Annotated in this window: 25 protein-coding genes and 1 pseudogene; 12 read left to right on the top strand and 14 right to left on the bottom strand. The window is 46.1% G+C overall.

Annotated elements, in window-relative coordinates:
* Positions 1-24: 24 nt before the first annotated feature.
* Positions 25-2091 (bottom strand): hydantoinase/oxoprolinase family protein, encoded by a 2067-nt coding sequence (locus NF78_RS16870; RefSeq protein WP_035988138.1) that lies wholly within the window; start codon positions 2089-2091, stop codon positions 25-27.
* Between the two features lie 754 nt (positions 2092-2845).
* Here NF78_RS16870 and NF78_RS30435 point away from each other — a divergent pair.
* Both NF78_RS30435 and NF78_RS16860 read left to right on the top strand, forming a co-directional pair.
* The gene (locus tag NF78_RS30435; RefSeq protein WP_035988135.1) at positions 2846-3100 is read left to right on the top strand and encodes a DUF4113 domain-containing protein; all 255 of its coding nucleotides are present in this window, start codon (positions 2846-2848) and stop codon (positions 3098-3100) included.
* A complete protein-coding gene (locus NF78_RS16860; RefSeq protein ID WP_035988133.1) occupies positions 3078-3302 on the top strand; it encodes a hypothetical protein in 225 nt (74 codons plus the stop codon). The genes NF78_RS30435 and NF78_RS16860 overlap by 23 nt, the downstream gene beginning before the upstream one ends.
* A 73-nt stretch (positions 3303-3375) precedes the next feature.
* Here the strand turns inward: NF78_RS16860 and NF78_RS29660 are convergent, their stop codons facing one another.
* Positions 3376-4683: a bifunctional 3,4-dihydroxy-2-butanone-4-phosphate synthase/GTP cyclohydrolase II gene (locus tag NF78_RS29660; protein ID WP_225885324.1), complete on the bottom strand. Its 1308-nt coding sequence runs from the start codon at positions 4681-4683 to the stop codon at positions 3376-3378.
* Between the two features lie 531 nt (positions 4684-5214).
* On the opposite strand from NF78_RS29660, the gene NF78_RS16855 reads away from it, so the two are divergent.
* From NF78_RS16855 to NF78_RS29650, 6 genes are all read left to right on the top strand, one after another.
* The gene (locus NF78_RS16855) at positions 5215-6684 is read left to right on the top strand and encodes a sodium:solute symporter family transporter (protein WP_035988131.1); all 1470 of its coding nucleotides are present in this window, start codon (positions 5215-5217) and stop codon (positions 6682-6684) included.
* 60 nt (positions 6685-6744) lie between these two features.
* Positions 6745-7248, top strand: a complete 504-nt coding sequence (locus NF78_RS16850; RefSeq protein WP_156119808.1) for a hypothetical protein — start codon at positions 6745-6747, stop codon at positions 7246-7248.
* Between the two features lie 21 nt (positions 7249-7269).
* Positions 7270-9399 (top strand): LysR family transcriptional regulator, encoded by a 2130-nt coding sequence (locus tag NF78_RS16845; RefSeq protein ID WP_156119807.1) that lies wholly within the window; start codon positions 7270-7272, stop codon positions 9397-9399.
* Positions 9400-9444: 45 nt separating this feature from the next.
* Positions 9445-9975 carry an NADPH-dependent FMN reductase gene (gene ssuE, locus NF78_RS29655; protein ID WP_072016166.1) on the top strand — a complete coding sequence of 177 codons (531 nt, stop codon included), beginning with the start codon at positions 9445-9447 and terminating at the stop codon, positions 9973-9975.
* A 59-nt stretch (positions 9976-10034) separates the two neighbouring features.
* Positions 10035-11357: an LLM class flavin-dependent oxidoreductase gene (locus NF78_RS16840; protein WP_035988126.1), complete on the top strand. Its 1323-nt coding sequence runs from the start codon at positions 10035-10037 to the stop codon at positions 11355-11357.
* 323 nt (positions 11358-11680) lie between these two features.
* Positions 11681-12691, top strand: a complete 1011-nt coding sequence (locus NF78_RS29650; RefSeq protein ID WP_072016103.1) for a YeiH family protein — start codon at positions 11681-11683, stop codon at positions 12689-12691.
* A 109-nt stretch (positions 12692-12800) separates the two neighbouring features.
* Here NF78_RS29650 and NF78_RS16835 read toward each other — a convergent pair whose 3' ends face one another.
* The 4 genes and pseudogenes from NF78_RS16835 to NF78_RS31240 form a co-directional block, all read right to left on the bottom strand.
* A complete protein-coding gene (locus tag NF78_RS16835; protein WP_197064861.1) occupies positions 12801-13106 on the bottom strand; it encodes an IS66 family transposase in 306 nt (101 codons plus the stop codon).
* 50 nt (positions 13107-13156) lie between these two features.
* Positions 13157-13741 (bottom strand): IS1634 family transposase, encoded by a 585-nt coding sequence (locus tag NF78_RS16830; protein ID WP_052050570.1) that lies wholly within the window; start codon positions 13739-13741, stop codon positions 13157-13159.
* Between the two features lie 66 nt (positions 13742-13807).
* Positions 13808-14176 (bottom strand): hypothetical protein, encoded by a 369-nt coding sequence (locus NF78_RS28380; protein WP_156119805.1) that lies wholly within the window; start codon positions 14174-14176, stop codon positions 13808-13810.
* 245 nt (positions 14177-14421) lie between these two features.
* Positions 14422-14589, bottom strand: a pseudogene (locus NF78_RS31240) (ISKra4 family transposase); the annotation flags it as partial.
* A gap of 34 nt (positions 14590-14623) precedes the next feature.
* Here NF78_RS31240 and NF78_RS16825 point away from each other — a divergent pair.
* The gene (locus NF78_RS16825; RefSeq protein WP_035984475.1) at positions 14624-15442 is read left to right on the top strand and encodes an FHA domain-containing protein; all 819 of its coding nucleotides are present in this window, start codon (positions 14624-14626) and stop codon (positions 15440-15442) included.
* Between the two features lie 83 nt (positions 15443-15525).
* Here the strand turns inward: NF78_RS16825 and NF78_RS16820 are convergent, their stop codons facing one another.
* The 3 genes from NF78_RS16820 to NF78_RS29640 are packed head-to-tail and all read right to left on the bottom strand — an operon-like array spanning position 15526 to position 16675.
* On the bottom strand, positions 15526-15735 hold the full coding sequence (locus NF78_RS16820) for a hypothetical protein (protein ID WP_035984476.1): 210 nt from the start codon (positions 15733-15735) through the stop codon (positions 15526-15528).
* Between the two features lie 11 nt (positions 15736-15746).
* A complete protein-coding gene (locus NF78_RS16815) occupies positions 15747-16403 on the bottom strand; it encodes a hypothetical protein (RefSeq protein ID WP_052050568.1) in 657 nt (218 codons plus the stop codon).
* Positions 16404-16444: 41 nt separating this feature from the next.
* Positions 16445-16675, bottom strand: a complete 231-nt coding sequence (locus NF78_RS29640) for a helix-turn-helix transcriptional regulator (protein ID WP_072016101.1) — start codon at positions 16673-16675, stop codon at positions 16445-16447.
* Positions 16676-16824: 149 nt separating this feature from the next.
* On the opposite strand from NF78_RS29640, the gene NF78_RS31880 reads away from it, so the two are divergent.
* Positions 16825-17334 carry a nucleoside triphosphate pyrophosphohydrolase gene (locus NF78_RS31880; RefSeq protein ID WP_197064860.1) on the top strand — a complete coding sequence of 170 codons (510 nt, stop codon included), beginning with the start codon at positions 16825-16827 and terminating at the stop codon, positions 17332-17334.
* 120 nt (positions 17335-17454) lie between these two features.
* On the opposite strand, the gene NF78_RS16805 is transcribed toward NF78_RS31880, so the two are convergent.
* The 5 genes from NF78_RS16805 to NF78_RS16785 all read right to left on the bottom strand — a co-directional run bounded on the left by NF78_RS16805 (position 17455) and on the right by NF78_RS16785 (position 21254).
* Positions 17455-18451, bottom strand: a protein-coding gene (locus NF78_RS16805; RefSeq protein ID WP_156119804.1) for an IS1 family transposase whose coding sequence is annotated in 2 segments (ribosomal slippage) — positions 17455-18090 and positions 18092-18451 — 996 coding nt in all. Because the reading frame shifts where the segments join, the coding sequence is not laid out codon by codon here.
* Between the two features lie 36 nt (positions 18452-18487).
* Complete coding sequence (locus NF78_RS16795; protein WP_156119803.1) at positions 18488-19123, bottom strand: hypothetical protein; 636 nt, start codon at positions 19121-19123, stop codon at positions 18488-18490.
* 180 nt (positions 19124-19303) lie between these two features.
* Positions 19304-19825: a hypothetical protein gene (locus NF78_RS31235; RefSeq protein ID WP_156119802.1), complete on the bottom strand. Its 522-nt coding sequence runs from the start codon at positions 19823-19825 to the stop codon at positions 19304-19306.
* A gap of 3 nt (positions 19826-19828) precedes the next feature.
* Positions 19829-20932 carry a helix-turn-helix domain-containing protein gene (locus NF78_RS16790; protein WP_035988118.1) on the bottom strand — a complete coding sequence of 368 codons (1104 nt, stop codon included), beginning with the start codon at positions 20930-20932 and terminating at the stop codon, positions 19829-19831.
* On the bottom strand, positions 20925-21254 hold the full coding sequence (locus NF78_RS16785) for a type II toxin-antitoxin system RelE/ParE family toxin (RefSeq protein ID WP_035988116.1): 330 nt from the start codon (positions 21252-21254) through the stop codon (positions 20925-20927). Before NF78_RS16785 ends, NF78_RS16790 begins: the two co-directional genes overlap by 8 nt.
* Positions 21255-21625: 371 nt before the next feature.
* On the opposite strand from NF78_RS16785, the gene NF78_RS16780 reads away from it, so the two are divergent.
* Both NF78_RS16780 and NF78_RS16775 read left to right on the top strand, forming a co-directional pair.
* Positions 21626-24310 (top strand): type I restriction-modification system subunit M, encoded by a 2685-nt coding sequence (locus NF78_RS16780; protein ID WP_035988114.1) that lies wholly within the window; start codon positions 21626-21628, stop codon positions 24308-24310.
* Positions 24307-25626 (top strand): restriction endonuclease subunit S, encoded by a 1320-nt coding sequence (locus NF78_RS16775; RefSeq protein WP_035988111.1) that lies wholly within the window; start codon positions 24307-24309, stop codon positions 25624-25626. Before NF78_RS16780 ends, NF78_RS16775 begins: the two co-directional genes overlap by 4 nt.
* Positions 25627-25663: the final 37 nt, after the last annotated feature.

The raw sequence follows: 25663 nt of genomic DNA, 5'->3' as shown, positions 1-25663 counted from the left end.
TAGAACAATAATTGGGCTGAAAGGCTAAGCGGCTAAAATAATAAAGTTTCCGTGGTCATCGATGGTAAGTGACTGTTGCGGTCGAATTACGATAGTAGTGTCATCTAACTCGATGATAGCTGGCCCTTCAAATTGGTGACCACATGCCAAAAGACCACCGTCATAGACAGGAACAAGCAAGTAATCATTAGCTTCCTTAAAGTATGCCTTCCGCTCCGATTTTAGGCAGTCTTCGAGGGCGAGGGAAGAAGGCTCTCCCATTTTAAATTGGGGCTTAATAGTTGACCCTAGGGCACTCAGGCGCAAATTAACTAGTTGAATGTCAGCAAGCTCATTTAAGTAGCCATAAATTTCCTCATACTGGACTTCGTAAGCTTGCTTAAGTGCGGCTAAATCACACCCCGGACTTGTTAGAAGAACCCGAATTTCATGAGATTGCCCAAGATATCGCATGTCGGCCTGTCGCTGAAAAGACATTTGTTCAGGGCTAACACCAGATTTTTTCAATTCTTTGGCTGCTAGCATCTCCATATCTTGGAAAATCTTTTCTAGGGCAACTTGATCACTATCTTTTAATAAGCTGAATGGACTACGGACAAAATCTAATTGAATATCAGATGCTAGCAACCCCATAGCTGAATAGGTTGATGCTTGCCGTGGCACAATTACTTTCTGAATGCCCATTTGAGCTGCTACCGCAGGTGCATGGAGTGCCCCTGCCCCCCCAAAGCAAAGTAAAGTAAAGGCTTGTGGGTCATATCCCTTTTGCAAGGTAATCACCTGGATAGCATTGATGATTTGCTCATTCGCCATTTGGAATAGTCCACTGGCAAGCTCTGTAGAAGTCAGATTGAGAACTGCAGCCATCCGTTCCAGAGCTTCAGTTGCTAAAGCCTGATCGAGCGAAATTGTGCCCCCTAGAAAGAATGTAGGATTGAGGTAACCTAGGAGCAAATTGGCATCAGTAACCGTGGGTGCAGTGCCTCCTTTGCCATAACAAACTGGGCCGGGTTCAGCTCCTGCTGACTGAGGTCCTAAATGGAGACCATTTGCCTTATCTAACCAGGCTAAGGATCCACCACCAGACCCAATACTATGAATATCGATAAAGGGGGTGATAATGTCCCAACCTGTAAAGCGAGTTTGTTGAGATAGGTAGGTTGAGCCGATAGGCTTACCAGCATAGATCAAGCTCAAGTCACAACTGGTACCCCCCATGTCAAAGGCGATCAATTGTGGCTCGTTCAGCAATTCATTGAGTAAGACGCCTCCAATAACTCCTCCAGCTGGCCCTGACAAGAGGAGATTGACGGCACGCTGGGCTGCTTCTTGAGCATCAATCACGCCTCCATTAGATTGCATGATTTGAGGCGCAATTGCTAAGGATTTGGCTGCTAGCTGATCGGACAGTTTCTTAAGGTGAGCATTCACACGAGGTTGTAGATAAGCATTTACCGCAACCGTGCTAGCCCTCTCATAATCTCGAATTTCGGGACATAGTTCGGAAGACGATGAAATTAATAGATTAGGGAGACGCTGCTGCAGAGCCCAGACAAGCTTCTGTTCGTTGCTTGGATTGCGAAAGGCAAAAATAAGAGATATCCCGACTGATTCGATTCCAGTCTGCTCTAGCTGAGTAACGATCGCATCAACTTCTTCTTCAGAAATAGGATCAATAGTCTCGCCATCACGATTGACCCGCTCATTCAATTCAAAAATCAAATTTCGAGGAATTAGCGGCTCGGGAAATTCAGCTCGCAAATCATACATATTCTCACGCCAGGTGCGACGCATGACCAACGTATCTTTAAAGCCTTTTGTCGTTATAAATGCTGTCTTTTCACCCTTCTTTTCAACCAAGGTATTTAGTGCAATGGTGCTACCATAAACAAATCTGGCAGTTTCTGACAGCAGCTCATTCACCGAAATATCTAGTTTTCCTGAGACCTTTAAAAGGGCATGCAGCATTCCATCTGTAGGGTCTTCAGGAGTTGTGGGAGCCTTTTCAGTTGTAATGCTGCCCTCGGCATCAACAACAACAACATCTGAAAAAGTGCCGCCAACATCAATTCCAATGAAATATTTTTGCATTTGACCTAAAATCTAGAGCTCAAGCTTATTGGTTAAAAAGACCTATGACAAATAGGCTTATTGATCACTATATTTTGAGTGGAGTCTAGGGTTAAAGGAGTGAAGATTCTGTAGCGTCGACTACTAAGGCCGACCTTTACCCTGATCTACTTGAATTCCCGTTAACAATCAAGCAATCGCTTGGCCATACTTGCACCATAAAATTCAATCTATTTCTGGTTTTACCATTTCTAGTTTCTGCGTTAATGCTCTTTGATTCGCAGACTTTTGTCCATGCGTATGCGATCAAGCAAATTTTAGGTTTAACCAAAATACCCGAAGATAACACTTCAAGTTCTGACAAAAAATAAACATGACAACCTCTTTGGTGGTAAAAACCTTAGCCCAAGGAGCATCACCTATCTAAAGTAGGTCGTAAAAACCGAATCTAAGAATCTTTCAGGACTTAGATGAGCGAAGTTTTAGGCTAGTTGCTATGACAATCTATAATAGATGGGGAGATAAGGAGCTGTTGTATTGATAAAGACATTTCAATTTCAAGTCCCTTGCAGGATAGTCTCATTGAAGTATTTCACGGATGTATAAAAGACAGAACTCCTATGCATGGCTCTCCTATGAGACAGTGGCAAAGTCGGGAACCCGCAGAAGAAAGGTATGTCCTGATTTTTGTCCCTTTGAGATCCTATATAGCCAGGCGCAATATAGCCTTGTACATCGCATCAGATAAAGCCATCAATACCGTTCTCAGTCACTAATGGACAACCTCAACCGCAAGCTCAGCCCTGATGCCGTCAAGTTTGGTGCCCTGGGCCTGAAGCCCCGCTGGGCCATGCGTTCAGAGTATTTCTCGAAGAGGTATACGACCCACTGGGGAGAACTGCCGACTGTGAGGGTCTGGAAGCCTGTTTACAGGGCCTTAATTTTAAGCAGGACACTTTTACAGGACAGCACTCGACAACTTGAGGCGTTGGGGCTAGAAAAGAGCGATGAGCCCCATCTCCCCCGATAAAGTCATCAGCACCATCCTCAAGCACGATGCGACGGTAACGAGCTACAAGATTGCGCTGCTGCGGGCCATCAATGATGTGGTGCTGACCTACCCCGACCTTAGAACCTACCAGAGCGATGTCGCGGTGCCCCTCAAGCTGCTAGCCGAGTTCTGGGTTGCTTACCACTGGCCTCTCATAGGCATCTATGGCACTATTCAGTAGAGGAGAATAGTAGCAAAGTAGAAGATTGATGAAATGGCTTTCCTGAAATCACTAAAACGTATTAAGTGAAAGCCTACGCGACATCAGCAGCTCTGAACTTACTAGATAAAATATTTTCTACGTACTCTGTGTTTAGAAGTAAGTGCCCTAGCTTGTTAGCCTTAGTAACCAGATAAGATGCATTATGAGGATTTACTTCTGAAAGCAAAGGAATTCTATCAACAACATTTAAGCCAAAACCCTTTAGCCCACTTATCTTTCTGGGATTATTAGTTAAAAGTCTCAGCGTATTAATGCCGAGATCAATTAAGATTTGAGCGCCAATACCATAGTTTCTAAGATCGGAACCAAAACCAAGTTCCTCGTTGGCTTCTACGGTGTCTAAACCATTGTCTTGCAAAGAGTAAGCCTTCAACTTGTTAATTAATCCAATGCCTCTACCTTCTTGTCGTAAATAAAGTAATACTCCGCTTCCCTCTGCATTAATTATTTCTAATGCTGTGTGCAACTGAGACCTACAATCACAACGAAGGGAACCAAAAGCATCTCCTGTTAAGCATTCGGAATGGACGCGAACTATGACGTCACTCTCGGAGAATTTTGTTTTATCCCCTTTTACAAGCGCAACATGCTCAGAGTTATCAATGAGATTTCGGTAGGCATAAGCTTTAAAGTAACCAAACTTAGTAGGGAGAGCCGAAATGGCTTCGCATTGAATTAACCTCTCAGTTTGCAAGCGATAATTTATCAGAGCAGCAATGCTAATAACTCTGAGCCCATGCTGCTTTGCATACTTAAATAGTTGAGGAAGCCTTGCCATACTACCATCCTCATTTTGAATCTCACAAATCACAGCGGCAGGATTAAGTCCTGCCAACCTCATTAGATCAACGCTAGCTTCAGTATGGCCAGCTCGGACAAGGACTCCTCCTTGCTTGGCTTTTAATGGAAAAACATGACCAGGCTTTCTTAAATCCGACGGATGAGTATTAGGGTTAATACAAGCTTGAATCGTTCTAGCACGATCATGAGCAGAAATACCTGTAGTAACGCCGGAGGAAGTTCCAGCATCTACACTAACCATAAAGGCTGTTCCATGCGGATCAGAATTTTCAAGAACCATTGGATTTAGGTTTAGTTCTTGAAGCCTTTTTTCCTCCATCGACAAACAAAGCAAACCCCTGGCATGAGTTGCCATAAAGTTTACTATATCCGGCGTAGTAAACTGAGCCGAGCAAACCAAATCCCCCTCATTTTCCCTGTCATCGTCATCGACTACAATAATCATTTTCCCTGATTGAAGATCTTGAATAGCTTCAAAGATTGAATCCAACCTTTCATTGCTACCCATACCTAGCTCTAGCGATGAAGAGGGAGTCATGACTATATTCTCACAAGGTGAAAACCAATTTTGATATGCAGTAGCTTAACGAAGCTCCAGCACTGATAGAGTATCCATACATACATATTCTTAAATTGAATATCACGATTTGGAATGCCTTGGCCTTAAAGAACAGTCTTCACGAAATTTTCGAGATTCCGAGTGCGTTTACTGTGTATTCGAATACGTTCCCTAGAACGAATTTAGCGGCTCATTCCAAAACGTAATAGACGGTATTCCAAAATGTATATTTACTTACAGCGTTGCTTTTTCTTGCTGCTAATGTCTTCTTAACTCACCACAATTCGGATTTGAACTCTAACTCAGGTTTATGGTTGTGGCAGTTTAATGATTGAATGTTTTGCCTTAGAAGCAGATACTTTTTCCTGATTTTTGATTCTGATTCAAGAAAGAGCTGATTCTAAAATCATTATCTGATTCTTCTCCTAGGCATATTATTTTGTGTCAGTGGAAGCAAATTGAGTCGTTCGCATTTCATCATCCACTTCGCTATAAGCAGGAGGCAGTGTTATGGGGATAGAATTAGCAGCTAATCCATCTTTAGTACCCATCCAAGGGATAGCTATGCTGCTCTTGCTAGGTCTAATTTCTCTTGGTGTAGCGATCTACGTAAAATCGAAGTTAGTTCGAAATACCCACGATTTCATTATTGCTGGAAGGAAGCTAGGATTTGGATTTGGTGTTGCAGGCTTGATTTCCGTCTGGACTTGGGCCATGGCGGTGATGATGTCTGCTGCAATGACATATAACTTTGGCCTTTCAGGATTATGGTGGTTTACCGTCCCTAATGGCCTCGCTGTGATTGCTATTATTCCTTTTGCCAAACAGCTGAGGGAGAAAATGCCGCATGGATATACGGTGGGCGAATTTGTGAACTCTAGATTCAACGGCATGAAATTTGCCAGAATTGTAGTCACTATTGGCCTCATTTTTGGCTCTCTGATTGAAATAATTATCAATCTGAAGGGAACTTCACTGGTTATTTCAACTGTTTTTGGAATGAATCAACTGACGGTTGCAACAATTGCCATCGCAATTGTTCTTGTTTACAGTATGACAGGTGGCCTATGGGCCTCCATGTCTACTTCAACGCTCACAACGCTTTTCATTACTGTTCCTGCTTCTATCGTAATTGTGTCTGTCCTCGGGAGACTAGGTGGGGCTGAACCAGTTTGGAATGAAGTTGTTAGTAGAGGTCAAGAACTACTTTCAGTAACTAGATCTGATGTTCCTTCTGCTTTCGGGATTACACTTGCGCTTGGTTTGTTGACCGCAACTCTAGCTGGGCAGTCATTTTGGCAAGTTGTATGGGGTCTCAAGCAGAAAGAGGTTGGCCGAACTTTTCTATGGGCTGGTGCTTGGTTTTATCCGATTCCTATATGCCTTGGGATTCTAGGCTTAGTAGGGATTGCACTCAACGTTGACTTAGCAACTGATCTCGGAAACGATGCTGCTGCAGTTGGTCCCTTTGTAATCTCTCACATTGGACTTCCAAACTGGTTAATTTATGCCTATGTCTTCGTGATTCTCTCTGCTTGCTACTCCACTATGGATGGAGCCTTGTCATCTCTAAGTTCCATTGCTGCTGTAGATGTAGTAAAACCTATCTCTCCTAACGTTCAAGAGAAAACACTTCTTAAATTGACAAGAATCTCAATGTTAGTTGCTGCTCTAGTCGCTTTATTGGTTGTCTTATCGGGTGTTGATTTTGTGACTATCGTCTTGACAACATATGCCATTAGAACAGCAATTTTAGTGCCACTAATGCTTGCCATATTTTGGCCGAAGATGACTGCTAGTGGTTTCGTGTGGGGAACAGTTTTAGCAATTTTGATTGGCATGCCAGTCAGGATGTGGCTTGGAGAACTTCCCGGAACTTTGGTAATTTTGGCAGTCAGTACTTTGATTCCAATAGTTCTTAGTATTTCGAACCAGAACCCTTTTGACTTCAATTCACTGAAGGAGGTTGAGGATATTTAGGGTGTTCCAATTTCGATTTCACTGAATTAATGGCCAGCTTTAGAACAAGGGAGTTTAGCTGTGTATTCTCGTCTGCAAAGGAATTCTCTAAAAATGGCTCTGTACGCGATTATTGGATTGACCGTAGTTACAATCTGCATCCTTTTTAATCCTGGAAGTGCTGCTCTAGCCTCAGGTCCAGAAACTGCAGGAAGTGCTTATTCTTGGGTGACAATCTTTATGATTGTCATGGGAATACCTATCTTCCTCAAGTACATCAGTTCAATGATAACTGTTCTTCAAGAGGCATCTGCTTCCTATACTGAGACTGAAGATGAGGAGGAGAATATTGCTTACTTTGCATCTCCATTTTGGGGTGCTGCAGTAGCTGGAGTAATTGCGGCGCTCGTTATTTGGTCTTACGGGGTCAGTCACATTTTCCTCTATTTAGGACCGATTCTCTGTCTAGCTAGTCCCGTAGCAATCATTTACTGCATGTCTCAGGATATTCAATCATTCAGGAGAATGCATCCTAGTTCAAATTCACTCGGAGAGGACGTAATAGCGCAAACTGCCGAAAGGTAGTTTTTCTTGGAGGAGTTCGAAATGGCGGACTCCTCCTGCCTCCTGATACTCAAACAGGATGTTCAATTCGTATTGTCAGCTGGTCATAGAGAAATGAACATAGGCGATATTACTTTCAACCATATAAGGATATTAAAAGCAGTTGATGATTCTCGTGGGTTTTCCCAAGCTGCTAAAGAGTTGGGCTATAGTCAAGCACTCGTAAGCAAAAAAATTAAGCAGCTAGAGGTTTTCTTTGGCACTTCTCTAGTTACTAGAACGCCTGGGGCCATTAAATTGACAAATAGTGGTAAGAGGCTTATTTCGAAGACTATGCCTATCTGCAATGATCTTGAATCTCTAAAAAATGACATCTCGAAACCAATTGACTCTTTAGGTGAGGAAATTGCAATTGGGATAACTCCACTTCTTTCGGCTTCTTGGATAGACAAGTTCTTTCATCGCTTTGCCATGTGTTTTCCCAACAAGGAAATACACACCATAGAGACTGCATCTAATGACTTTTCCTTATGTTCCACTGGAAAACCAAAAAAGATAGACCTGATAATAAATAGCACATCGGCATATCAGGAGAACCATCCCTGCAATCGACTGCAGACTTACCGGTTCGTCTTCGTCAATCTGAGCGAAAATGCTCCCGATATTCAGGGTGGGCCAATTAGCCTTCGGGAAATTGACTTTGGGAAGTTAACTCTCCTAAGTGATATTTGCCACGAGCTTAAGAGAAGCGGAATTGAAATTTCTAAAGTTGAAAAAAGCCCTAAGTTAATTGATGAGTATAAATACTTTTGGGATTTTATTTTAACTGAGAAGGGTTGTACCATTATCCCTGAGTTTTGCCTGGAAGATGTCCGAGGATTGAGTGAACAAGACTGGACTTATATACATGACCTTAGTGAATTTGGTGTATACATTCATGTGCCACCGCTTAGTGAGCTCTTAGTCCTGGCAGAAGGTCTAGTACGTAGTTTTAGGCTTGAGCAGAAGGATCCCCAGAGCTATGAAGACAAGCGTATATTTCTTTCGGGAAATCACTCAAAAAGAGCTGAGATACTTAGAATTGGGGTTCAAATAGACTCTATTGGGCAATTGATAGCTTCTTATGGTGTCAAGTACATAAATAGAACCTTGAGAAGTGTTTCTCAATCGTCAAATGTTTTGAAGGACTTAAATATATTTAGAGAATTTGAGATTGATATTAAATGCTATCCTTCGGGAGAATTGATGAATCGCCAGATGAGAAAAGGCGAGCTAGACATCTGCATAATGGATGATATGTCATTGCTAAACAATGGCTCTTCTTTTTTTGATGGTTTGAACTTTTACTCTAAGCTAATTTCAATTGCTTCTTACAATCTTATTGGCAAAGATATATGTATTGTAGTTCCCAAAAAATCAGACATCAGTTCTGTAAAAGACCTTGCAGGAAAAAGAATTTCTACATTGTTCGGCTCTAATTCCCATAGATATTTAATTACCCTTCTGGATATTTATAGTATTGATGTGAATTCCCATTGTTTCTTGATCAATGAAGATCCTAGAACAGCTAGTAATAGCCTCTCAAACGGAAATATTGATGCTCATGTTTGCTGTGAAACCTACGCTACCCTTTTAGAAAACCATAATTTTTCAAAAAGGCTGAGCCAAGATGATAATGACGGTATCAAGATACCTTCTTTGAGAGGAATAGTTTGCCGATCGCATTTTATTCGTGACAACCCTGAGGTTGTAATCTCATACTTACATGATCTGGTTATAGCAAATCAATGGTTCCTGCAGAACCAGATAAACGGCATACAACAACTCAACCATCTTACAAGCATTAATTCGAATCAGACTCTTCGTTTCTACTCCAATGAATTTGGAACTCGTATAGACCCGACTCTGAAACCCCAGTGGTCTTGGCTCTTAAAAACTCTCAATAGGAGATTAGAGGGCAAATATGGAATCGCGAAATTTGATGTTGACTTTTGGATTGATGATTACTTACTGAGGTTGATCTACAACTCGCTGGGGCTAGATTATCACTTCCAACAAGTGGCCTTTTCAAGCGAGTTCTCTCGCAGCTATTTTACAGACGAAAAATTTGGCGAATATATGGACATCTTGAATTCTAATGGAGGAGGGCATAGTCTTGTCACCCTAGCATAAGTGAGTTGACTATTTTTGCTGATTTTTCGCGCAGGTTTTTTTGCAATGCACAAAATTTTGACTATCGCTGGAAGTCCATCGCAAAATTCTAGGTCTTCCTCGGTCTTAGAACTTTCTCGACTGATTTTAGAAAAGCAAGGCTTAGATGTATCTTGCCTTTCAGTTAAAGATATTCCTCCAGAGGACTTAGTATACGCAAATTTTGAGAGTGCATCCTTGAAGAAAGCTCAAAATATGATTGAGCAAGCACAAGCAATAATTGTTGGCACTCCTGTATATAAGGCTTCTTATACCGGAGTGCTAAAAGCATTACTTGACTTAATGCCTCAATATGCATTTTCAGGAAAAACGGTTTTGCCTATCGCTACTGGAGGCACTATCACTCACCTACTCTCAATTGACTACGCTATGAAACCTTTATTTAGTGTTTTAGGAGCAACTCATATCTTAAGGGGGATCTTTATTTTGGACTCACAGATGCAGAGAGGTGAGGGTGGGCAACTAACTTTAGATGATGACATTGAGATTCGTCTAAAAGACTCATTAACTGAACTTGCATCTTTCATAACTTGTTAAACAGTCACACCTGAATTCATCAACAATAGCGGTTTTGCAGTTATTTACCGGGGAAAAACATGGCAGGGAAGAAAAAAATTCACCTTCTTGGATTTATACAGCATGGTGTAAACAGTCATGCTACCGGAATGTGGCGGCATCCTAAGGATAAAATTAACTGGGATTGGAGTCGCCCGCCATACTGGCAGCATATGGCTCAAACCATGGAGCGTGGAATGTTTGACGCAATGTTCATTGCTGATGAGTTAGCTCCTTACAATAACTACGAACAGAGTTCCGATGCTTGTGTCAAGTATGCCGTCCAGTGTCCAACTCATGAGCCTTCTACCATAGTACCAATTATTACTACAGCCACGAAACATCTTGGGGTTGGCTTGACCTTGTCAACCGCCTTTGAGCATCCTTACTCTATGGTTAGACGTCTCTCTAGTCTAGATCATTTGTCTAGTGGACGCATTGCCTGGAATATAGTTAGCTCTTACTCCAAGAGCGAATGGGATGCATATGGTGCAGAGATGACTAATCGTTCAGATCGCTATGAACGGATGGAGGAATATATGGATCTCTGCTGCCAGCTTTGGGATTCTTGGGAACCTGATGCCATCATTGCTGATAAGGAAACTGGAATTTTTGCGGATCCTTCCAAGGTTCATGAGGTGAACTTCAAAGGTAAGTATTTCTCTAGTAAGGGTCGCTCCTTCTGCTATCACTCTCCCCAGGGTCGCCCAGTGTTTTGGCAAGCAGGTTCCTCGGCTCGTGGTCGCGATTTTGCTGCGAAGCACGCAGAGGCAATATTTGCGGTTCACCCCACCGTCGATCGGATGAAGCAGTACTCCGATGATTTGAACCAGCGATTATCTAATAAGTTCAACCGAAAGCCGGGCAGTGTAAAGCTGATTTACGGATTACAGTGTATTGTTGGAGAATCCGAATCTCATGCTCAAGAAAAGTATGAACAGATTCGTTCTTGTATACCGCTCGAAGGTGCTTTGGCTTGGATTTCCGGGCACTTTGGGCCTGATTTTTCAAAATATGATCTTGATGAGTATGTTCAGAACATTGAGATTCCTGGAATCCAGGGTCTCTTTGAAAGCATAATCTACGCTAAGGGTGGTGATCCGATAACTGTTAAGGAGGCAGCACTTTACTATGCAATGGGTATGGGTATGCCCGTAGTTGTGGGAACCCCAACTGATGTTGCAGACAAAATTGAATACTACACCGATGAGGGCGGAGCAGACGGTTTTATGCTAGTCGCTTCTTATACCCCTGGTTGTTTTGAGGAATTTGTTGACTTGGTGGTTCCAGAACTACAGAGGCGCGGTCGATTTCGTACTTCCTATGCGGGGACTACTCTCCGTGAAAACTTGCTTCAATACTAGCTTGTTTTCCAACCTCTTAGCTGAGGGTAAGTTAAACGCTAACCCTCAGCTAAATAGTTATTTTTGGAAGATGAAATTTTTTTCAACAGTTTCAAGCGCTATGTTTTATAATTTTGTAAGTTTTAATTCTATCAATAAATATGATCTTGTTTATTGTTTTACTTAAATGCTTGCTGCATGACCATCCCTCAAATAGCCTAAAAGCTCAATAATTTTTCATTTAGAGCTTTAATTTATTCGCCTCTTTCTCGAAGGAAAATGATTAGAGCCAGGAATAATTGATTCCGGTGCTAAAGGTATCTACTAAATAGTTTTTCATTCTGATGCTAAAAGTAACAACAAACTTTTTAAGAACTCACTTTTCTGGATTAGTGCTATCCTCATGGATCGCAGGTGTGTCTATAGTAATTTGCACTAATTTTAGCTATCTTTTTCTGAGTCCAATTTTAGTCTCTGGTTTTGTCGGAGTTTTTATTAGGAATTCTTTTGGAATCTCAAAAAATGATTTACCTGGAGTCTTTTTTTCAGCCCAGAAGGTTTTACGATTGGCTGTTATCCTCTTAGCTTTAAGAATTAGTTTCTTTCAGATACTAGGGATCGGATTGTCAGGATTGGCATTAATTTACTTCTGTTGTCTTAGTAGCTTCCTGTTTACCTGCTGGCTTGGGAATAAGCTCGGAATTGACCGCAAGCTTACTCAGCTTATTGCTAGTGGAACTTCAATTTGCGGCGCATCTGCAATTTTAGTGGCGAGTCCAATTATAGACAACTCGGAGGAAGACATTGCTTACTCAATAGCACTGGTAACTTGTCTGGGAACTTTGGCGATGTTAGGTTATCCAATCTTAGCCGGTTTCCTTGGGCTGACTCCCACTGTATTTGGTCTATGGTGTGGAACATCTATTCACGAAGTTGCCCAGGTTATTGCTGCATCCTTCCAAAGGGGTGAAATCAGTGGGGAGATAGCCACCATAGCAAAACTATCTAGAGTAATGCTTATTTTTCCTTTAATAGCTTTTCTCGGTTTTCAAAGTAAAGTGTTACAGAAATCTGGAAATAGTAACTTTAGACTGCGTTCTTTCCCTTGGTTTGTTTTATTTTTCTTTTTGTTGGTTGTAATTAATAGCCTGGGGCTTGTCCCGCCAACAGTTATTGATCCCATTCAAACCTTAAATCAATTTCTGCTATCTATGGCTATGGCTGCGATGGGGCTTCTTACCAGTACAGATGCTTTGAAGAGGATAGGTTTTCGCCCAATTTACTTAGCAAGCTTATCATGGCTTTTCCTCGGAAGTGTAAGTTTGCTTCTTTTAAGATTTCATGCACCAAATTAGAGGTTTAACTGTGCTGCTTTAGAGTTAGGAGAAGCTCATTATATCCCTCTTGTATTCAAGTCGCAAGAGAATTAAAGACTATGCCTTTCCTATACATTTTGGTAATTGCTCAACTCAGTAGCCAATCAGACTGGTTTGAGGTAAGGGCGCGAGAAATGGCCTCGAAGGCAGGGATGCCCTGACGGCGAGCGGTGTTGACCAGTGAGCGCACCTGGGCGAACAACTCTGCGCCCCAGTCGGAGCGAAAGCCATGGGTGACCTTGCGAAAGACCACACTCCAGCGCAGCGCCTGTTCACTGGAATTATTGGTGGGCGGCACCGTCTCATCGTCGAGGAACAGCAGTAGATGCTCCCGAATCTTCAAGTAGCGTTTGAGTAATCGCTGACCCTCGGGTGACTTGGGCTTCAGATTCAAGATCTCCCGCAGGCTGCCTCTCAAGCCGACATTCCGCAGGTTGACAGGAGCTAATTAAGGAGATAGTAGCGGCAGGCTGGAAAGCCCATGAGGCGAATGATTTTGCTACGTTCTTCCGAGAGGTTGCTGACCTGTTGAGCGGTCCCGACAGAGACCAGGTGAATCGCTTGAAATTTTTGTAAAATCCAGCGAAAGGTCGGATTGCGAGTGGGGCGCTGCTTTTGGTCGAGTACCGCGTCATCGGCTTGGGCAAGCTGGGCTCTGAGTTTGCGCTGACCCAGACTGTAGACCAGCAAGGTCAAGGCCATAACGAGGGCGAGGGCCTCGACCCGTTGAGGCTTTTTGACAAAGACACTGCTGGTGAAGAAGAGGGGGTCTTTGAGAAAGCGAAAGCCGCGCTCAACGTGCTGCTGAGCTTTGTACTCTTGCAACAGGCGCTGGGCCGGGTAGGCGTCGTCATCCAGGACGTTGGTGGCCAGAATGAAGCGACGATAGCGCTGTTGGCACTGGGCCTCATACTCAGCAGTGCGTTCCAGGGTCGCCTGCCATTGATAGCCTAACGTCGGTGAGTCTGAGGGTTGAGAGCGCTTGGGCCGACCGGGGGAACGCTTAGCGGCGACCGAGACCAGCGCCACCTGAGTCAGGGTATATGTAATAGTTTAGACTTCATCTGACAGTTGTGCAATAGACCCATACACCAGTCATTGTTTTGTTCCAGATGAAGTTTCCCCACTTACTGTTTCAATGACCTGGTTAAGGCTATTAATTTGTTCGTTGATTTCGTCAATCTGAGGACTGTTCCGACACTGGTTAACCTCTCGAACACCGCCGCTTATGACTTCGCCGATATTCGAGATTCCCTTGCTGGTGCCGCTTACAACCCAACCTGCGAGAGTAGTGACTGGGAAGGAGTTTAACCCTCGACCCACAGCATTCGTAGTTTCGCTGAGACTTTGAAAAACTGTCTCGGTGATTACTGCTCCTGTCTCTGTATTTCTATGCCTTTCAAGATAAGCGGACTTCTGCCGTTCAAAGGCGCAGATGACAGCCTGAGCCTCATCAATGGTCATTTGAAGGCCTTTCCATGAAACAGGCCTCACCTCTGGAGGTATAACCATACCCTTCCGCTGCCGCTGAATCTCACGTTCTGCAATTTTTATATAATTCATGGGTTGAGTAGACCTATTTTGGAGTCGTCGCTCCAGATAAATCAATACCGCCATCCAACACAAAAGCCCCGGTTTGCAGCCAGGGATACCAGTGGTTTTACCACCTGCTCATAAGCATTCCCTAGCCGCTGTACATCGGGAGCATGTCACCTTTGTAACCCAATGGCTCCATTGAGATAAGCACAACGATGGGCCAGCACCTGGGGAACATTGTCCTCATTCCACTGGGCCCCTGAGATTTTGACTCTGCGGCTGATTTGCTTGATAGCCGATTCAACCGCCCCTGAGCCAATCGAGCAGATTTGCTCATCCTGAGCACATTGGTGATACATTTTTTACATTGATGCGATGTTACAAAGCTTAAAAATGGAAAAAACTTCAACGGAAGTAGTTGATGGAAATGCCTGTGAAGTCGTTGCATCTAACCAAAGTAGTATTCAGGAATTAGAATACTACTCTAGAATTGGCAAGCCCAGTAGGCATGCATTGATCGTTTGCGATAGTAATACGATTCGGATTTTTCCCCTGGAAAAGGAAAAGCTAACCATTGGTCGCCATAATAGCAACGATATTGTTCTGCAGTATAAGGGGGTTTCTCGCCACCATGCCGTCATTCAGGCTATAGGTGAAACCTGCTGGATTGCCGATGGCAATGAGCAGGGAAAACCAAGTATGAATGGCCTGGCCATCAATGGTGTAGTGCGTAAGTCTCAACAGCTTCAGGATGGTGATCTAATTGTCATTTGTCGGGGTGTTTATTCACTATTTGTCAAACTTGAGGATGGCGATCGCAGTCCACTTGGTTATAAAAACTTTAAGAAGTTCCTGCTTGCCTGCATGCATCAGGAGCAATTATCTGATTTGCCTGCAAAAGTCCTATCGCAAACCATATCCCCAGAGTTCGTAGTATGCCTGGACGAAATAGGCACTATTTTATCCTTTAAAGAGGCTTTAGATATTCAAGATCTAAGCCTTTTTCGCCTATTCAAGCACAATATAGGTCGGCCTATTGACCACGTACTTGCTTCTGCTGATGAGTACAAGGTTATTAAGGCTATACAAGACATCAAAAGCATGAAGCCTGTTGATGCCCGTCAAATAGGCGACATCTTGGGCGGCTTGTTCGTAAGAAACATTTGCACTCACACGCAGGCAACAGTTTTCTAAATGAGGGCTTAACTGGCGATGGGCAGGCACCGCAAGCCGTTCCGCTTGACGAGTAGTGACGCTCAACTGGCCCAAGGTACTTTTCAACTGTCGTGTGCGTCCGGCTGCTGTGCCGCTAACCGTGCGGATAAAAAATGGCCGAGTTCTGGGCTGACATGCGCCTGAATTTGCTCACGCACGGTCATCTCAATGCCCTCTAGAGTCTGCATGTCAGCCGGATCGCTCTCCTCGTAGAGCAATTGAGCGATTGCTGCGAGATGAGTTTTGAGTTGGGTGGCTTTCTCAGGGGTCATCAGTTAGGCCTTTAGGTCAACACTTGCATCCTCACCTGTTTCAGCCGACCTTGCAAACCTGACATGCTCCCCTGTACATCTAACAGTTCATCCATAGTGCTTACCCCTAAGTCACTGACAAAAGACTCTATTCGGTAGAGTGGTTTGTCGCTATTGAAGCAACGGGCCGCGATCGCAGGTATGGCAACCTCTACCTGGTTCCCCTTGCCCCGACTGACTCCCGCCAGTTGGTGTTCAAGAAATGGCGCAATCAGCCGGAAGGGAACGTAACGACTGAGGTGAGACACCACATCACCCAAATCTTGAAGAGCGATCGCTCCTCTTAAAAGCGTTTTATCGGTATCTCGCAAGCGGATGATGGGCTCCGTGATGATTAGCTCCAGGGCATCGAGCTTTTGAGCCACTTGGTCTTGGGTGCCAAAGGAGAGCTTGAAGAATGTGTGGGGAAACCAGGCGTTAGCCAGCATCTCCACGATCAGGTCTTGAAAGCTGATCGGCTCTGTCGCCTCAAAGCGGCGACGCCTCATAATATCTAGCAGTGATAGAAAGAAGAGGTATTTGTAGGAGTTGGTGGTTTTGGCAAACAGACGGGTTAGTGCAGCAACATTGACCTTGTTTGAGTCAGGTAGCTGATGAACAGCCCCAGAAGGAAGTCGATTGTCATTCATGCCCACAGACTCACTACAGGGGTTGCCCCTAGGGTAGGCAGCTAAGAGCTGAAGTTATCGGGCAGTTCACTGAGTGTTACACCCAGGGCATCGCATAGCGCCTTCATCTGGGGTACCGTGAGGCTGGCCACGCTCATACCTCTCTCCCAGTTGCTCACTGTCTTACCGCTAACCCCCACAATTCGGGCCAAGGCTTCTTGAGAGAGGCCAGCTCGCTCTCTTAGATGCTTCAGCGTATGTGGGGAAGAATGCTCAAGCGGACTGGCGGACATTGGAAAGCGACTTCTAGAAACAGGGTTGACAAAAGGGCTTCTTTTCTAGAAACTGATTTCTAGTTCCGCCCTGAAACGGGCCAAAACACTGGAGAGGCACTGAAAAGTAGTGTCTCATCTCAATTTGCCCTGGCTCAAGTTATTACAGCATGAATATCAGCCCATTCCATGTTTGGGCGATTGTGCGCTTTCTGCCCGACATGCAGCGGGTGGTGGTCAATCGCTTTCGTCGCCGCTCGGATGCGGAAGAATGTCTACGGGTACTGCGTCGCGCTGCTACTGGTCGTGACTACACACTGCTGTACTATCCCCCCGGAGAGGAAGCTACATTTATGGTGCGCAAGGAATATAACAAGCTGGTGCGCGATCGCATCCCTGAAATCTTAACCAGCCAGCAGGTCAAGTTTGGCGTTGAACCCATGACCCAGACCCAGTACTGCCAAGCTCTACGCCAAAAGCTGATCGAGGAAGCCCAGGAGGCGGCTGAAGCTGGTGAAGACAACCTAATAACTGAACTCGCTGATCTGTGGGAAGTTATCGATGCCACTCTGGCGGCCTACGGCATCCAGCGGAACCAGGTTCTGGCCTGTCAGATGCAGCGACGCATAGAGCGGGGGGCTTTTAGCCGAAAGCTGCGGCTGCTGTGGACAGAGGATTAAGCTAAAAATGTGACCAGAAAGTTTCCTCTTTAGGGAGAATTAGTTGGCCCACCATAAGGAGTTAAGAGGCGTTTCTCACCACGCTGCCTACCTACCCGTCTACGACGCGGCACTGGTCTGTTAAGAGGAGATACATTGAAACCCTCTCAGGCAGAGAAGTTCCTGGGTGGATAGCAAGCGACTACACAAGCCGATCGCCATGGCCGGAGTCGTCCGTTTGCCCAGTCCCCAGTGTGGCCTGACCCAGTTGTGGAGGATCCGCTGAACATCCAAGGTTCGTTGCAATCCATCACGAGTCTTAGCATAGAGGTTTTGACGCCGACGATAAGCGCTGCATCGCCGCCTCAGGGCGGCATTGTGAGCCTCGTTATGGTTGGCATGCACCTCGGCTAGCGGGCTAACCGCGGTGTAGGGATGCTCGGGTCTCACCCACACGACCCGCCTGAGACCTTGAGACCCTTTCACTTTCATGGCGACTTCCAGGCCATACCGCCAGACTTTTCGGGTGCGATACCGACTGGGACACTCCCTCAGGGCCAAATAGACGCTAGCCAAGTCCCACAGTGCTTTAGCATAGCGGTGTTCTCCATCGGTAAACCAGCGAATGAACGGGCAGCGTTTGGCCCACTGCCAGGCCTGTTGGGTTCCCCGTTGAAACAGCAGTTCGTCTTTGTGCCCGGCCATCGCTGAGACCCAGTAGCGGCTCTGGCGCTCAATAAAGTGAATCGTCCACCCTTGGGCGCTACTGGGGGGGACGGTTCTCGCCCACGCGAGTGTAGACTTCATCGCCTTCCAGCGTTACCTCTCGACCACCTGGGGCCGGCGGTGACCAGGCATCCGCTTGACGGGCTAAGCGCTCTTCCCACCGCAAAATGGTAGAGTGCGACGCCCCAAACAAGCGACCGGTTGCTCTCACTCCCAGGCCTTCGCTGCGACCATTGAGGGCGGTCGCAACCACTGAACTCGGGGTGCGCAGGCGAGCCATCGGGGTGCCGGTTCGGTCGTTAAAGCACTTGCTGCAACCCTTACAGCGATAGCGCTGAAGCACAGTGCCGTCCGAAAGCGACTCTCGCCCGTTTTTCACGACTTGTTGGCTTTGGCAGTAAGGACAATCCATCATGCTGAAGTAGTTACACTACAGTCATTCTACCTATCAACGCCTAACAGACCAGTGCCCAGGCATGTCAGATTCATCTAGCCATGGATCAAATCCTATCGCTTTGAGCGCGTAGAAATATCGATAAACAATCGGCTTATCAATGGTCTTGTGGCTAAGGAATATTCTTACTTCGTTTGGAGAGGGAATTTTAACCAATGGAACCGCCTGTAATTCGCGAGCTTCTGGAGAGGCAAGGTTGGCGATACTAGCTAACCTATCACCAAACTCTTCAGCAAATGGCCGAATTATCAAGCTTCTAAAGACATCAACACAGTCATCTTTCTTGTTTCTCGCTCCCCTGGGAAAGCCAAACTGAAAAAGAATATTGTCGTCCTGTTGTGCGGACTTAATAAATTCAAATCTCAGAATCAACTCTTCATCTGAATTATCCGGAAAAGAAAGTTTTGAATCATATCCTAACGCTGCTCTTATCCATTGCTCATGATTGACACTTGAAGCATCAATTTGATTCAAGACCTGCTGAACCAGTTCATCGTTATTTAGAAACTGAACAAATCGATCCAAGTGGTGGCTAAAGATATTGCTATCTTCATGGAGAAGAGCATCGCGACGACTCTTAAATGCTTTAAGCGATCTTGAAACAGATTCCTTGGGCAGAGTTGGATTCATGGTATTTTTTGCTAAACAACTTTGACTGATTGCTGGCAGTATGAACAGATATTTACATCATTCCACTCCTCTGAGACTTTAATTCGTCTATTGGGCTCTTCCGGATCTGTGGTTGAAAGTGTGCTGGCTGATACATTTTACTTTCCCTGCATTCGCTGAAAGCCTTGCTGCGCCTGAATATTAGCCGAGCTTATCACCCTGAACCCGGAAGAGCCGTCTATTGCAGCAGAGCATGTGGATAATTTTCATGTCTGGAGGTTCTGGCCCATGTATAGGACGAGGAGGGCGCATTGACCGTGAGTAGTTTATTTCGATTGAAAACATACCTTTGGATTGCTTGTTATTGCTAGCCAATCCTGAAAAGGCTTGCTCAACCTGGGGAAGGACATATTCCCTTATGGCATATCTCTTCAAGTATTCAAGCGTTTCCTCAGTTAACGTTTCCGAGGCTTCAGAAATTTCCTCGCAATAAGGGCAGCAGAGTTCATCCAAACCGTTAGGCAACGCTGCATCTTCTTCGTCCATCTTTCCGAGTTCAAACCCTAAGCGTTTGAATTGAGGAGCTAGAGCCCATGCCAAATCTCCATCTCTAACATCTGTTTTGTAATCTCTACCACAGCTTGGGCATGTGCGTCGTAGAAACTGATCTTTGTCAGTTGAGATGGATAAGCTAAAACTTAAATCTTCATTGGACTCTTCCAAGATTTAACCTCCATTTAGACAAAAGCTTTCTTTCAATCCATTCATCCAGCTGCGATCGACAATTCCATCATGCTGCAAGCGTCCAACTACAATGCCTGGATGTATGTCAACACATTCAGAAAACTGCCTGACTGCCTCCTTAGAATGGAGAGTCTTTAATTCATTAGCATACTCAGGAGGAATTAGGTAATCTCTTGCCCAAGCATCTGCTTCCTCTTCTTGCTGAGATTTTAATCCTGTATTGTCACTTAGCTCATCTAGAAAAATGTCTTTCTTGTCATGCAAAAGAATATGAGCAGCTTCATGGAATAAGGTGAACCAGAATCGATCGTTTTGTTTGCCGTATAGGGATAGTTGAATCAACGCCTTATGGGGGTTGAGCCACCGCGCCATACCACTAACATGTGCCCCTGGTACTGATGGCACTAGCACCAATATCACCCCAGAGTTCCAGCACAGCTCATCCAATCTAGGCCTAAACTCCTGCGGAGGCAATGTCGTTAGGGAGCGAATTTCTCGCACGGATTTTTGAAACTGAGATTTGTTGAACTTGGGGCAATCAATTTTTTCGGCCACTAATTCTCCGCATCGTATCCATGCTGAAATGGCACCAACATTACTCTGATCTTCTCGGGTACGCCGAAAGGCAACTTCCATTCCAACATAAATCTTGCGCCATTCATCAGGAGATGCCACACCAAAATAACGTAGCATCTGACGAACAAGGGCAGGCTTATTTTTTTCGACCATTCGGCACTTGGGAATAATGCCTTGATTCATTAGCGCCTTAACTGGCAACTCATCGAGCCAAGTAATGTACTGCTGAAGCCGTTCTTGCTCTTCAATATTTGCCAATTGTGCTCTATATTGAGCCTCACGCTTGAGCCAAAAAGATGCTGTACTGCCCAAAACATGCTCCAGCTTCAGGGCTGCTTCCTCAGTAATTGGAGCTTTACCATTGATCAATAAGCTGATGTGCTTAGTGGTGTAGCCCATGCGATCTGCCAACTGGGCTTGAGTCCAGTCACGTTCTTCCAAGAGATCAGCAATGGTATCCCCAGGAGTAGAAACCCATTCAGGGGCAAAGGGGCGTGTAAGCTCAGTCATGATAATCCCCAATAAAACAAATGCAGACTTGCGTTACCTTTGCCCAGTCAATGCTGCCATCCTCGCGCTGAGGTACTGGCTCATTCTCTGGTTTGAACACAAGTCGTTTACCTCCTGCTAAATCAACAGCAAACTGACCGTCTCGATCGCCGCGCAAAGGATGCGGTCGGCCAGCAATCAGCTCCTTGACCGACGAAGCCGCGTCAATATCAGCGAGCCGCGTCCGTAGCTTGCGTGCGCATGGGGCACCCAGCTTCTTTTGCGCTAGCTGAGGTCGCTCACAGAGCTGCCTCAACTTCTCGTCAGTGAAGGTAATCTCCATGCCTATCTATCATAATAAAGTTTACCGGTTTGGTAAATAATTTATTTGACTGGGTGGTTTTTGCTGCGGCCCGTGCGCCCGTCAAGCCCTCACTGATGGGGCTGTGCTGTTTGGCTGGTGCCTGAGACAGGGCCATCAGTCCCTTGTGCTCTGGGTTCCTTTGGGCGTGCCTCTCTCTAGGGGTAGCCGCAATAGTGGTTTACATGAGTTGAAGGAACTAGAATGGCTGGATGGTAATCCCTGTAGGGGGTTGTCTGGTCTTACCTCGACTGGGCTTAACCCTAGAGCGGATGCTTCAGCCGCCAGACTTTCCCTTCTCAGCTCGAATCGGGGTAATTGGCGGGGTAACCCACCAGAAAAGGACTACGAGCTTGCAGCACGACAAAATCACCCTTGCCCAGCTAGAGAGTTTTTTGTTCAAGGCTGCCGACATCTTGCGCGGCAAGATGGACGCCTCGGAATTCAAAGAGTTCATCTTTGGGATGCTGTTCCTCAAGCGGCTGTCGGATGAGTTTGATCGCAAGCGCGATCACATCCGGCACACCTTTACCCACCTGGCTCCAGAGCAGGTGCAAGAGCTGCTAGAAGACCCGCAGTCTTACGGGGATACGTTTTTTGTGCCGTCCCGTGCCCGCTGGCACGAGCCCTGGATACAGGTGGATGACGATGGCAACGAAGAGCAGGTGCCGCCCCTCAAGCACCTGAAACAAGACATCGGCAACATGCTGAACAAGGCTTTGGCAGCGGTGGAAGACGCCAACGATGCCCTGGCCGGGGTGCTGAAGAACAACATCAACTTTAACGAGGTCAAGGGCAAGACCAAAATCCCAGACCAAAAGTGGAAGGATTTGCTCGACCACTTCAACCAGCCCAACTTTGTGCTGGTGAACGACAACTTCGAGTTTCCTGACCTGTTGGGGGCCGCCTACGAGTATTTGATCAAGTACTTTGCCGACAGCGCCGGAAAGAAGGGCGGCGAATTTTATACCCCGGCGGAGGTGGTGCGCCTGCTGGTGCAGTTGGTGAAGCCGGAGGCGGGCAACACCATTTATGATCCCACGGTGGGGTCGGGCGGTTTTTTGATTCAGTCGCACCAGTATGTGGAGGAGCAGGGCCAAGACCCCGATGACCTGTTCCTCTACGGCCAAGACTCCAATGGCACGGTCTGGTCGATCTGCAATATGAACATGATTCTCCACAACATCAGCCGGTTCACCATTGAGAACGGGGACACCTTGGAGGATCCGCTGATTTTGGATGATGAGGGTGCCCCCCGCAAGTTTGACCGGGTACTGGCCAACCCGCCCTTTTCGCAAAACTACAGCCGCGCCACCATGCGGTTTGCCAACCGCTTTAAGGAGTTTGCCCCCGAAACCGGTAAAAAGGCCGACCTGATGTTTGTGCAGCACATGATCGCCAGCCTCAAGCCCGACGGCCATATGGCGACCATCATGCCCCACGGGGTGCTGTTTCGCGGCGGCAAAGAAAAGCTGATTCGCGAAATTTTGATCCAGGATGATGTGATCGAGGCGATTATTAGCCTGCCGCCGGGATTGTTCTACGGCACGGGCATCCCCGCTTGTGTGCTGGTGGTGAACAAGGCCAAGCCCGACCACCTGCGCAACAAAGTGCTGTTTATCAATGCCGATCGCGAGTATGCCGAGGGCAAAGCCCAAAATAAGCTACGTCCCGAAGATATTGAAAAAATCGACGTGGTGTTTACCCACAAGGCCGAATACCCCAAGTACAGCCGCCTGGTAGACAAGGCCGAAATCGTAGGCCAGCACGACTACAACCTCAACATTCGCCGCTATGTAGACAATACGCCCGACCCCGAACCGGAGGATGTGAAGGCCCACCTGCTGGGCGGTGTTCCCCAACCCGAAATTGATGCTCTGGGGGCTGAGTTTGCCCAGTTTAGGATAGACCCTGATCTTTTGTTTGCCCCCTTGCGACCGGGCTATGCCGCCTTTGGGGATGAGATAGCGAGCAAGCCAGCGATTAAAACTGTGCTAGAAGCCAGTCGCCCCCTGCAAGATACGGTGAGCCAGCACTACGTCACCCTAGAAACCTGGTGGCAAGTGGCCCGCGACGACTTTGCCCAACTGCGGGAGGGCAAACCCATGCCAGAGGTGCGTCGGGAGTTGCTGACGGGGCTAAAGGAGCAACTGATCCCCCTAGGGGTGCTGGATGAGTTTCAGTCGGCAGGGGTGTTTGTTAACTGGTGGCTGCAAATTCGCTACGACCTCAAAACCATTATCAATACGGGCTGGCACCATACGCTGATTCCCGATGAGTATTTGATTGCGGCATTTTTTGCCACTGAGGTGGCTACCATTGAGGCGCTAGAGAGCAAGCTGAGCGCGGCCCAGGGCGAACTGGCTGAAGCCGTGGAAACAGGCCAGGAGGTAGCCAGCCACGAACCGGAGGAAGGCGAAAATGTGACCGCTACGGTGATTAAAAAGGCGCTGAAAGACCTGATTGACGACCTGAAAGATGCCCAGGGCGATTCGGCTGCCCACGAACGGCAACAATACCAAACCGCCTACGATGCCATTAGCAAAATTGAGGGCCGCATTACCAAGCTGAAGGCCACCCTTAAACAAGAGCGGGATGAACTGACCCTGAAGCTGCGGTTGAAGCGGGTGGGCAGTGAAGAAGCCAAGGCTGAAACCCAAGCGCTGATTGCTAAGGTGAATGAGCAACTGGCTGCCCTAGACCCCAACCAAAAGGCCGATAAACGCAAAGTTACCACCCTTACCAAAGACAAAGCTATTTTAGAAACTCGCCTAGCCCGCATGGATGCGTTGATTGACGAAATTGGCGGCCAACTGACCGAGGCTGAAGCCAAAATGCTAATTTTGCAAAAGCTTTATGACTGGGCGAAGGAACAACTGACCCGCTACCTAAATGCGGAGAAACGGGTGCTGGTAGCCAGTGTAGAGAACCTATGGGATAAGTATGCCGCGTCGAGCCAACAGCTAGAGGCCGAGCGAGAGGTAACGCTGAGAACTTTGAATGAGTTTATGGAAAAATTGGGGTATTTAGAATCATGAATTCATGGCCTGCTAAAAAATTATGTGATATTGCTGACATCAGAGTGAGCAATGTTGACAAAAAAACTAGCTCAATTGAACAGCCTGTCAGGCTATGTAATTACATGGATGTTTATACCCATGATTACATTGTAGACTCGCTCAATTTTATGGAAGCTACGGCAAGCCCTAATGAAATTGAAAAATTTGGCCTTAGAAGTGGCGATGTTATTGTCACAAAAGACTCTGAAAGCCCAGATGATATAGGAATTCCATCAGTTGTTTTCGGAAAAGTTGATGGATTAGTTTGTGGTTATCATCTTGCCTTGATAAGGCCGGATGAAAGAGAAATAGATCCAGTTTTCTTGTCCAAGCAGCTATCTACCTCAGGTGTAGCAAGATATTTTGCAATTCATGCTAGCGGCTCAACACGTTTCAGTCTTTCTATCGGCACTATTGAACAGACAGAAATTCTAGCACCTTCAAAACCTGAACAAACTCAAATTGCTACTGTTCTCTCGACGGTTGACCGCGCGATCGCCCAAACCGAGACCCTGATTGCCAAACAGCAGCGCATCAAAACCGGGCTAATGCAAGACCTGCTAACCAAAGGCATCGACGAAAACGGCAACATCCGCAGTGAATCCACTCATCGCTTCAAAGACTCTCCCCTAGGCCGTATCCCCGAAGACTGGGAATGTACAACGATTGGTCAAATACTTGAAAAATATGGTGGAAAATTACAAACTGGCCCCTTTGGAAGTCAATTACATGCTTCAGAATATGTTGCTGATGGGGTGCCATTCGTTATGCCTCAAGATATTCAAAGCCCCGATATTTCCGAGAAAAATGTTGCGCGAATTCCAGAAGATCGGGCCAATGACTTAGAAAGGCATAGGATGTTGCCGAATGATCTGATATTTGCTCGGCGCGGCGATCTGTCCAGATGTGCCTTCATTAAGCAGGATCAGAAAGGATGGGTTTGCGGCTCTGGGTGCTTTTTGATGAGACCGCCTCAGAAAGCCCTCTCATCGAAATGGATGGCTGAAATATATAGATACTACACGACACAACTACAAATCGGCATACAGGCTGTTGGCTCAACAATGGTGAATCTAAATATTGGAATCATGGCTTCGCTAAAAATTTCTCTGCCAAAGTATGAAGAGCAAGTTTTGATTGAAGAGCGTCTTAGAGAAATTGAACAAGCAGAAAATATCCTTGAAGAAAGTTGTTCGAAAATCAAGCGACAGAAATTAGGATTAATGCAAGACCTTCTTACTGGCAAAGTACCCGTTACCCCCTTGCTAGAGCCGACACCCTTTGGCCAAGCCTAACCCCAGGATTTCGTTAACATTTCTCACATTAGCCTAG

This window comes from Leptolyngbya sp. KIOST-1 (assembly GCF_000763385.1).
Classification (GTDB): Bacteria; Cyanobacteriota; Cyanobacteriia; order Phormidesmidales; family Phormidesmidaceae; genus Nodosilinea.
Note: the sequence above shows the minus strand (reverse complement) of the source record. Positions and strands in the feature narration are given on the sequence as shown.

Bases quoted from the DNA above. Each gene is read 5' to 3' on its own strand.
- NF78_RS16870 (WP_035988138.1), bottom strand. From the start codon at position 2,091: ATGCAAAAATATTTCATTGGAATTGATGTTGGCGGCACTTTTTCAGAT.
- NF78_RS30435 (WP_035988135.1), top strand. From the start codon at position 2,846: ATGGACAACCTCAACCGCAAGCTCAGCCCTGATGCCGTCAAGTTTGGT.
- NF78_RS16860 (WP_035988133.1), top strand. From the start codon at position 3,078: ATGAGCCCCATCTCCCCCGATAAAGTCATCAGCACCATCCTCAAGCAC.
- NF78_RS29660 (WP_225885324.1), bottom strand. From the start codon at position 4,683: ATGACTCCCTCTTCATCGCTAGAGCTAGGTATGGGTAGCAATGAAAGG.
- NF78_RS16855 (WP_035988131.1), top strand. From the start codon at position 5,215: ATGGGGATAGAATTAGCAGCTAATCCATCTTTAGTACCCATCCAAGGG.
- NF78_RS16845 (WP_156119807.1), top strand. From the start codon at position 7,270: ATGGCGGACTCCTCCTGCCTCCTGATACTCAAACAGGATGTTCAATTC.
- ssuE (WP_072016166.1), top strand. From the start codon at position 9,445: ATGCACAAAATTTTGACTATCGCTGGAAGTCCATCGCAAAATTCTAGG.
- NF78_RS16840 (WP_035988126.1), top strand. From the start codon at position 10,035: ATGGCAGGGAAGAAAAAAATTCACCTTCTTGGATTTATACAGCATGGT.
- NF78_RS29650 (WP_072016103.1), top strand. From the start codon at position 11,681: ATGCTAAAAGTAACAACAAACTTTTTAAGAACTCACTTTTCTGGATTA.
- NF78_RS28380 (WP_156119805.1), bottom strand. From the start codon at position 14,176: ATGACCATTGATGAGGCTCAGGCTGTCATCTGCGCCTTTGAACGGCAG.
- NF78_RS16825 (WP_035984475.1), top strand. From the start codon at position 14,624: ATGTTACAAAGCTTAAAAATGGAAAAAACTTCAACGGAAGTAGTTGAT.
- NF78_RS16820 (WP_035984476.1), bottom strand. From the start codon at position 15,735: ATGACCCCTGAGAAAGCCACCCAACTCAAAACTCATCTCGCAGCAATC.
- NF78_RS16815 (WP_052050568.1), bottom strand. From the start codon at position 16,403: ATGAATGACAATCGACTTCCTTCTGGGGCTGTTCATCAGCTACCTGAC.
- NF78_RS29640 (WP_072016101.1), bottom strand. From the start codon at position 16,675: ATGTCCGCCAGTCCGCTTGAGCATTCTTCCCCACATACGCTGAAGCAT.
- NF78_RS31880 (WP_197064860.1), top strand. From the start codon at position 16,825: ATGAATATCAGCCCATTCCATGTTTGGGCGATTGTGCGCTTTCTGCCC.
- NF78_RS16795 (WP_156119803.1), bottom strand. From the start codon at position 19,123: ATGAATCCAACTCTGCCCAAGGAATCTGTTTCAAGATCGCTTAAAGCA.
- NF78_RS16790 (WP_035988118.1), bottom strand. From the start codon at position 20,932: ATGACTGAGCTTACACGCCCCTTTGCCCCTGAATGGGTTTCTACTCCT.
- NF78_RS16785 (WP_035988116.1), bottom strand. From the start codon at position 21,254: ATGGAGATTACCTTCACTGACGAGAAGTTGAGGCAGCTCTGTGAGCGA.
- NF78_RS16775 (WP_035988111.1), top strand. From the start codon at position 24,307: ATGAATTCATGGCCTGCTAAAAAATTATGTGATATTGCTGACATCAGA.